This window comes from Nonomuraea sp. SBT364 (assembly GCF_001083785.1).
Classification (GTDB): Bacteria; Actinomycetota; Actinomycetes; order Streptosporangiales; family Streptosporangiaceae; genus Nonomuraea.
This window is the reverse complement of sequence record NZ_LAVL01000112.1, coordinates 20,768-28,146: the sequence shown is the minus strand read 5'-3', so window position 1 is coordinate 28,146 and position 7,379 is coordinate 20,768. Positions and strand designations below refer to the sequence as shown.

The window sequence follows — 7,379 nt, the reverse complement described above, 5'->3', positions numbered from 1 at the left end:
AGGCAACATAATCTCCGTCAAAACTTTGACGAGGTGTTGCATGAAAAACTTCATGCACTGGCTTTTAACACACTGTTGAGTTCTCAAGAAACGGACGCATACTCCCCGGTCCTGCGAGAGGCGCTATCTCGTCTTCCGCAATCTTATCAGGCCCGCCGACTGACTGTCAAATCCGGAGATTTGCTTTCAGTCGCTCAACCTGCCTAGGATCGCACGCCCCGTCTCCGGGGCAACCCTGCTAACTTACCGTGTCATTCAGAGCCTGTCGAATCAACCGATTTTCCGGTGATCCAGAGGCGCCCGAGATGACTCGTCCGGGACGCGTGAAAGCGCCTCAACCGAGTGGTTCGTTCTCAAGGGGCTGCCCTGGGGCCCGTCCGCCATGCAGGCGTCCGGCTCGCTCCCGGGGCGAGGTCAAACATTAGGTCGGGATTCGCCGGACGTCAAATCGCACGCCGCCTACAGTTCGGCCGAGGCTCGCCGGATCGCCTCGCCGCATCGCGTGAGCAGGGCTCGGAGGGTTTCCCGCTCCTCGCCGGCGAGTTCGTCGGCGATCGCGCGCTCGATGGTGACGGCCCGGGCGTCGGCCGCCTCCAGCGCCACGCGCCCGCGTTCGGTCAGCCGGGTCTCCAGCACGTTGCGGTGCCAGGGGTGCGTGGTGCGTTCGACCAGGCCGCGCTCCTCCAGGTTCTTGAGCACGACGGTCATCGCCTGCGGGGTGACCAGGCAGGCCCTGGCGAGCGCGGCGCCCGAGATGCCGGGGCTGCCGGCCAGCGCGAACAGCGCCGCGTACTGCGGGACCGTCAGCCCGGCCGCCCGCACCGCGACCTGCTTGGCCGCGATCAGCTCCTGCTCGGCCCGCTTGATGTCCAGGCCGAGCCGCTCCTCCGCGGGCATTTCCACCATGACGGCAAGCGTACAAGCCTTCGAGCATTGATAGTCATCAAAGGTTTGATATCGTCCCTCCGCCAGCCATCGTGAAGGAGACGCGAACGTGATTCCCGAGAGCCACCTCGACCTGCTGACCCGCCCGCTGTTCGCACACCTGGCGACCATCGGTCCCGGCGGGAAGCCGCAGGTGAACCCGGTCTGGACGGTATGGGACGGCGAGTACCTCCGCTTCACCACCACCACGGACCGCCGCAAGTGCCGGAACGTCGCCGAGAATCCGGAGGTGGCCGTCTCCGTCAACGACCCCGACCGGCCGTATCGCTATCTGGAGATCCGCGGTGTGGTCGAGCGGATCGAGCCCGACCCGTCCGGCGACTTCTTCGACGTCCTCGCCACCCGTTACGGCCTGCCGTACGAGCGGCCGGTGGGCGACGCCGACCGCAGGGTCGTGATCGTCGTGCGTCCCACGCGCACGACGAGTCAGTAGGCGATCCTGGCGCGCACCTGCTCAGGGGAGACGAACACCTCGGCCGCCATCCCCGTCTGCCGGGCCGCCACCACGTTCGCCTCGTTGTCGTCGAAGAACAGCACGTCCCCCGGCGTGACGCCGAGCCGCGAGGCGCAGATCTCGTACGCCCGGGGGTCGGGCTTGGCCACGCCGATCCGGCAGGAGTAGGTGAGCGCGCCGAAGCGTCCCAGCCAGTCCCCGTGCCGCGACTCCCAGATCGGCACCAGGTCCTCGATGATGTTGGACAGCAGGCCGAGCGTGCGCCCAGAGTCGGCCAGTTCGTGCACGAGGGCCACCATCTCGTCGTCGACGTGGCACCAGCTCTCCAGGTCGGCCTCGGTCAGCGCCGGCACGTCGGCGAACCGGGCGCCGAGCCGCTCGGCGACCGCCGCCCAGTACAGGTCGCTCCGCTGCCCGGCGTCGTAGGGCGGCCGGCACGCCCAGTACGCCTCCCAGAAGCGTTCCGCCGACACCCCCGCCAGTTCGACGAGCTGTTGTTTCGCCTCGTCTGTCTGGGTTCGGGCGATGACACCGTACAAATCGAAAACGATCACTTCGGGCATGGTTTCGAGCTTATGCGCGTATCCTGCCCCGGTGACCAGTGCCGCCACACTAGCCCCGCCCACCACTCCGAAACCCCGTAAGCGCGGGCACGCGAGCCCGTGGCTGATGGGCGCGGCGGCGGGAGCTGCCGCGTTCAGCGGGACGGGCGCCGCCACGCTCAACGGCGACGAACTGGCCACGATCAGCGCGGCGTCCAGGTCGTTGCCCGGCCTGTGGGAGCTGGCGCAGCACATCGACGGGCACTTCCTGCCTTACTACCTGTTCATGCACTTCTGGGCCAAGGCGGGGACGGCCGAGCTGTGGCTGCGGCTGCCGTCGGCGCTGGCGATCGCGGTGGCGGCGGGGCTGCTGGTCGCGCTGGGCAGGCGGCTGCACAGCACGACGGCGGGGGTGACGGCGGCGGCGGTCTTCGCGGTGCTGCCGTCGGTGTCCTACTACGGGGCGTTCGCCCGGTCCTACTCGTTCGCGGCCGCGGCCGTGGTGCTGTCGTTCTGGGCGCTGCACCGGGCGGTCGAGACGCCCGCGGCCAGGCGATGGGTGGTGTACGGGGCGAGTGTGGCGCTGGTGTGCTGCACGCACCTGTTCGCCGTGCTCGTCCTGCCCGCGCAGCTCCTGGTGGCCGTCGCCCTGCTGTCCCGGCGTGACCTGCTGCTGCGGATGCTGCCCGCGCTGGCCGCCGGCGGCGTGCCGGCCCTGGTGCTGGGGCTGGTGGGGTACGGCGAGCGGCACGCCATCAGCTGGATCCCGCAGCGGGGTCCCGAGGTGCTGCTGAAGTTCCCGAAGATGGCGGCGGGGGCGGCCGAGGCAGGGCTGCCGCTGTTCGCGGTGGCGCTGGCGGGCGCGGCGCTGCTGTGGTCGGCGCGGAGTCTCCGTGCCGGAGCCGGGGGCGGGCGCCGGGCGTGGGCGGCGGCGCTGCTCGGGTGGCTGATCCTGCCCGCGCTGCTGCTGCTCGCGGTCTCCCATCTGGTGACTCCTGTGTACGTGGACCGCTACCTGTTCGTCACCGCACCGGCGCTGGCGTTGCTGGCCGCGCTGGCGGCGGCGAGCGTGCCGAGGGCGGCCGTGGCGGCGTGCTGCGCGCTGGTGGTCGTCGCGGCGGCGGCGGGGGTCGCCCAGCACATCGAGGTCCGCGAGCCGAACGGGCGTTTCGAGGACGTCCCCTGGGCGTTGCGCAGGATGGACGCGCGGCCGGGCGACGCGATCGTGTACGGCCAGAGTTCGGTCAGGGCCGGGTTCGACTACTACGGCGGCGGCTCGCTACCGGACGACGTGCTCAGGATCGGCACCGCGCCTGACCCGGACGGGTTCGGCTTCCCGGAACGCGGCGACGTCGCCGGGGCGCTGACCGGCCGCGACCGGGTGTGGGTCGTGTGGCGCGGCGCCAAGTCGAGCGGCGCCCGCCTGCCCCGGGTCAAGGCGGTGCGCGCCGCCGGGTACGAGCAGGAGTCGGCCTGGCACTCCGCGGACCTTCCCGGCCTGACGGTCGCGCTCTACACCGCCCCTTGACACGACCGGGGCGGGCCTCCCCTGAGGGAGAGCCCGCCCGCGGGTGAGCCGTCAGCCGACCTCGACGCCGCCGATCGACTTCTTGCCGCGCCGCAGCACCAGGTAGCGCCCGTGCAGCAGGTCATCGGCCGACGGGGTGTAGCCCTCGTCGGTGATCTTGACGTTGTTGAGGTAGGCGCCGCCCTCCTTGACCGCGCGCCGCGCAGCCGACTTGGACTCCACCAGGCCGCTGTCGGCCAGCAGGTCCACCAGCGTCGCGCCGAGCGCGGGCACGACGGCCTTCGGCACCTCGGCCAGCGCGGCGCCCAGGGTCGAGGCCGGCAGCTCCTCCAGGGCGCCCTGGCCGAACAGCGCCTTGGACGCGGCGACCACGGCCTTCAGCTCCTGCTCGCCGTGGAGCATCTCGGTGAGCTCCTCGGCCAGCGTGCGCTGCGCCTCCCGGGCGAAGGGCCGCTCGGCGACCGCCTTCTCCAGGTCTTCGATCTCCTCGCGGCTCCGGAACGTGAACACCTTCAGGTAGTGGATCACGTCACGGTCGTCGGAGTTGAGGAAGTACTGGTAGAAGGCGTACGGGGAGGTCATCTCCGGGTCGAGCCAGAGGGCACCGCCCGCCGTCTTGCCGAACTTGGTGCCGTCGGCCTTGGTGATGAGCGGCAGGGTGAGCGCGTGCACGTGCGCGCCCTCGATGCGGCGCACCAGGTCGGCGCCCGCGGTGATGTTGCCCCACTGGTCGCTGCCGCCGATCTGCAGCGTGCAGGCGTAGCGCCGGAAGAGCTCCAGGTAGTCGTTGGACTGCAGGATCTGGTAGCTGAACTCCGTGTAGCTCAGCCCCTCGCCGGCCAGCCGGGCCGAGACCGACTCACGGGCGAGCATCCGGTTGACCGGGAAGTGCTTGCCGATGTCGCGCAGGAAGTCGATGGCCGACAGCTCGCCGGTCCAGTCGAGGTTGCTCACCATGAGGGCGGCGTTGGGCACGTCGCCGAAGTCGAGGAACCGTCCCACCTGGCCGCGCAACCGCTCCACCCACTGGGCCACGACGTCGCCGGAGTTGAGCGAGCGCTCGGTGTTGCGGCCGCTCGGGTCGCCGATCAGCCCGGTGGCGCCGCCGACCAGCCCGATCGGCCGGTGGCCGGCGAGCTGGAAGCGCCGCAGCGTGAGCAACGGCACGAAGTGACCGACGTGCAGGGACGCGGCGGTCGGGTCGAAGCCGGCATAGACCGTGATCGGCCCCTTGGCCATGGACGCGCGCAGGGCGTCGAGGTCGGTTGACTGCGCGATCAGACCCCGCCAGGCGAGGTCGTCGAGAATGTCGGTCACGGTGCTGGCTTTCCGGTAGGTGTTGAGTGGATACAGCGTGCCCGATCGCGTGGAGCGACCGCTACTTGGATAGTCTCGGTCCCCATGTGGAGGGTCCGTCGCGAGCTGGCCGTTTTCAAGATCTTAGGGGCTCTGGCGTGCGCCGGGCTCGCCGTCTTCTGGTATCTCGGCGATGATCTGCGCGGGGTGATCCTCGCCGTGCCCGCCGCCTTGCTCGTGGGCGCGATGGGCCTGCGCGACGTGCTGGTCCCGGTGCGGCTGGAGGCCGACGAGAGCGGCATCACCGTGGTGCACGGCTTCGCCGGCAGACGGCACGTGCCGTGGGAGGACGTCGAGGACGTCAAGGTGGACGTGCGCACGCGGTTCGGGCTGCGCAGCGAGATGCTGGAGATCGACACCGGCGACCACCTGCACATCTTCAGCCCTCACGAACTCGGCGCATCGCCCACCGAGGTGGCCGCGGCGCTGCGCCGCCGGGGCACGTGAGCGCGGTACGGCGAGACGGTCGGGTCGGCCTCGATCCAGAACCGCCACGGCGTCTCCTTGGCCGTCGAGATCCCGGTCCGGGGGCCTGAGCGGATCGCGGAGCGGCCGGGCGGACGGCCCGCGAGCACGGCCGCCGATCCGGCGGGCCATCCGCTCAGCCGCCCCCCGTGCGGTTCGCCGGGGACGGCGCCGGCCGGGCCGTCCCAGATCGCGTCCAGCCCGTTGTGCTCACGCCGCAGCCCGAGCGTCACGGCCAGCCGGGCCGGGCCGCGGGCGAGGTCGCGGTCGGCGGGCCGGTTCGTCCCGTTCGAGCGCCGCTCTCGTGCCAGGTCGATGCCCGCCACCACCTCACCGGCCCGCAGCAGCACCGCGGAGCCGTGCTCCTCGGGCAGGCAGACCAGGTTGGCGCAGAAGTGCATCCCGTACGTGAAGTACACGTACAGGTGTCCCGGCGGTCCGAACATCACGGCGTTGCGCGGGGTCCTGCCCCGGTAGGTGTGGGCGGCCGGATCCTCGCCGGGGCCGCCGTACGCCTCGACCTCGGTCAGGCGCACGGCGACGGAACCGTCCGCGCCGCCGTGCACGAGCACGCGCCCGAGCAGGTCGGGCGCGACCTCGTGCGACGGCCGGTCGAAGAAGCCGCGCGGCAGCGGCTCGAAGGACGGCACAGAACTCAGGACGCGCCCGCCGCCCACGCCGCCTGGGCGTCGACCGACTCGCGCAGCGACACGAGCTGGTCGCGGACGCGGTCGGGGGCGGTGCCTCCGTGGGTCTTGCGGGCGGCCAGCGCGCCGGGCACGTTGAGCACGTCGCGCACGTCGGGCGTCAGGTGCGGCGACACCTTGGCCAGCTCGTCATCGGTCGGGTCGCCGAGGTCCTTGTCGTTGACCTGGCACCACACGACCAGATGGCCGACGGCCTCGTGCGCCTCGCGGAACGGCACGCCGCGCCGCACGAGCAGCTCGGCCAGGTCGGTGGCGAGCGCGAACCCGTCGGGCGCCGACGCCTCCATGCGGGCGGTGTTGACGCGCATGGTGGCGACCAGGCCGGCCATCGCGGGCAGGACGAGCAGCAGCGTGTCGACCGAGTCGAACACCGGCTCCTTGTCCTCCTGCAGGTCGCGGTTGTAGGTCAGCGGCAGCCCCTTGAGCGTCGTCAGCAACGCCATCAGGTTGCCGATGAGCCTGCCGGACTTGCCGCGGGCCAGCTCGGCCACGTCGGGGTTCTTCTTCTGCGGCATGATCGACGAGCCGGTGGAGTAGGCGTCGTCCATCTCGATCCAGCGGAACTCCTGCGAGGCCCAGAGCACGATCTCCTCGCCGAGCCGCGACAGGTGGGTGCCGATCATCGCCGCGGCGAACAGGAACTCGGCGGCGAAGTCACGGTCGGCGACGGCGTCCATCGAGTTGGTCGCCGCCGAGTCGAAACCGAGCTCCTGGGCGACGGCCTGCGGGTCGAGCGGCAGCGACGACCCGGCCAGCGCGCCGGCGCCGAGCGGCGAGACGGCGGCGCGCTTGTCCCAGTCGCGCAGCCGGTCGACGTCGCGGGCGAAGGCGTGCACGTGCGCCAGCAGCTGGTGGCCGAAGGAGACCGGCTGGGCGTGCTGCAGGTGCGTCATGCCGGGCGCGGCCGTCTCGGCGTGCTGCTCGGCCTGCGCCATCAGCGCCGTCTCCAGCTCGACCAGGCGTGAGACGATCGTGCGGGCGTGGTCGCGCAGGTAGAGGCGCAGTTCGGTGGCGATCTGGTCGTTGCGGCTGCGGCCGGCGCGCAGCTTGCCCCCGAGCGAGCCGAGCCGCTCCAGCAGGCCGCGCTCCAGGGCGGTGTGCACGTCCTCGTCGGCGACCGTCGGCCGGAACTCCCCCGCCTTGCAGGCGCGCTCCAGGTCGTCGAGCGCGCCGATCATGCGGTCGAGCTCGTCCGCGCTGAGCAGGCCCGCCCTGTGCAGCACGCGGGCGTGCGCCCTGGACGCCGCCAGGTCGTACGGCACCAGCCGCCAGTCGAAGTGCACGCTCACCGACAGCCGGGTCAGCGCGTCGGACGGGCCTCCCTCGAAACGCCCGCCCCACAGCCGCATCGGCTTGCCATCACTCACCGTCATCTCCTCAAA

9 protein-coding genes are annotated in these 7,379 nt (G+C 71.3%); 4 read left to right on the top strand and 5 right to left on the bottom strand.

Annotation, left to right across the window (positions count from 1 at the left end):
• The coding region (locus ADY59_RS52885) for a hypothetical protein (RefSeq protein WP_231619021.1) at positions 1-207 on the top strand (207 nt) is incomplete at its 5' end.
• A 252-nt stretch (positions 208-459) separates the two neighbouring features.
• Here the strand turns inward: ADY59_RS52885 and ADY59_RS33880 are convergent.
• The gene (locus ADY59_RS33880) at positions 460-906 is read right to left on the bottom strand and encodes a MarR family winged helix-turn-helix transcriptional regulator (RefSeq protein WP_197093981.1); all 447 of its coding nucleotides are present in this window, start codon (positions 904-906) and stop codon (positions 460-462) included.
• An 88-nt stretch (positions 907-994) separates the two neighbouring features.
• On the opposite strand from ADY59_RS33880, the gene ADY59_RS33875 reads away from it, so the two are divergent.
• Complete coding sequence (locus tag ADY59_RS33875; protein WP_049571041.1) at positions 995-1,378, top strand: PPOX class F420-dependent oxidoreductase; 384 nt, start codon at positions 995-997, stop codon at positions 1,376-1,378.
• Here ADY59_RS33875 and ADY59_RS33870 read toward each other — a convergent pair.
• Entirely contained in the window at positions 1,372-1,962 is a 591-nt protein-coding gene (locus ADY59_RS33870; protein WP_049571039.1) for an HAD family hydrolase, read from the bottom strand. The two genes, ADY59_RS33875 and ADY59_RS33870, sit on opposite strands and share 7 nt — an antisense overlap.
• 31 nt (positions 1,963-1,993) lie before the next feature.
• Here ADY59_RS33870 and ADY59_RS53530 point away from each other — a divergent pair, with 31 nt between their 5' ends.
• Positions 1,994-3,469 (top strand): glycosyltransferase family 39 protein, encoded by a 1,476-nt coding sequence (locus tag ADY59_RS53530; protein WP_269433662.1) that lies wholly within the window; start codon positions 1,994-1,996, stop codon positions 3,467-3,469.
• Between the two features lie 51 nt (positions 3,470-3,520).
• Here ADY59_RS53530 and tyrS read toward each other — a convergent pair whose 3' ends face one another.
• Positions 3,521-4,786 (bottom strand): tyrosine--tRNA ligase, encoded by a 1,266-nt coding sequence (tyrS, locus tag ADY59_RS33860; RefSeq protein WP_049571032.1) that lies wholly within the window; start codon positions 4,784-4,786, stop codon positions 3,521-3,523.
• An 84-nt stretch (positions 4,787-4,870) separates the two neighbouring features.
• Here tyrS and ADY59_RS33855 point away from each other — a divergent pair, with 84 nt between their 5' ends.
• Entirely contained in the window at positions 4,871-5,272 is a 402-nt protein-coding gene (locus ADY59_RS33855) for a PH domain-containing protein (protein ID WP_049571029.1), read from the top strand.
• Here ADY59_RS33855 and ADY59_RS33850 read toward each other — a convergent pair.
• Positions 5,212-5,940 carry a DNA-3-methyladenine glycosylase gene (locus tag ADY59_RS33850; protein ID WP_231619020.1) on the bottom strand — a complete coding sequence of 243 codons (729 nt, stop codon included), beginning with the start codon at positions 5,938-5,940 and terminating at the stop codon, positions 5,212-5,214. The two genes, ADY59_RS33855 and ADY59_RS33850, sit on opposite strands and share 61 nt — an antisense overlap.
• A gap of 5 nt (positions 5,941-5,945) precedes the next feature.
• The gene (gene argH, locus ADY59_RS33845) at positions 5,946-7,370 is read right to left on the bottom strand and encodes an argininosuccinate lyase (RefSeq protein ID WP_156325895.1); all 1,425 of its coding nucleotides are present in this window, start codon (positions 7,368-7,370) and stop codon (positions 5,946-5,948) included.
• Positions 7,371-7,379 lie beyond the last annotated feature (9 nt).

Coding starts and splice junctions, on each gene's coding strand:
- ADY59_RS33880 (WP_197093981.1), bottom strand. CDS start 906: ATGGTGGAAATGCCCGCGGAGGAGCGGCTCGGCCTGGACATCAAGCGG.
- ADY59_RS33870 (WP_049571039.1), bottom strand. CDS start 1,962: ATGCCCGAAGTGATCGTTTTCGATTTGTACGGTGTCATCGCCCGAACC.
- ADY59_RS33855 (WP_049571029.1), top strand. CDS start 4,871: ATGTGGAGGGTCCGTCGCGAGCTGGCCGTTTTCAAGATCTTAGGGGCT.
- argH (WP_156325895.1), bottom strand. CDS start 7,370: ATGACGGTGAGTGATGGCAAGCCGATGCGGCTGTGGGGCGGGCGTTTC.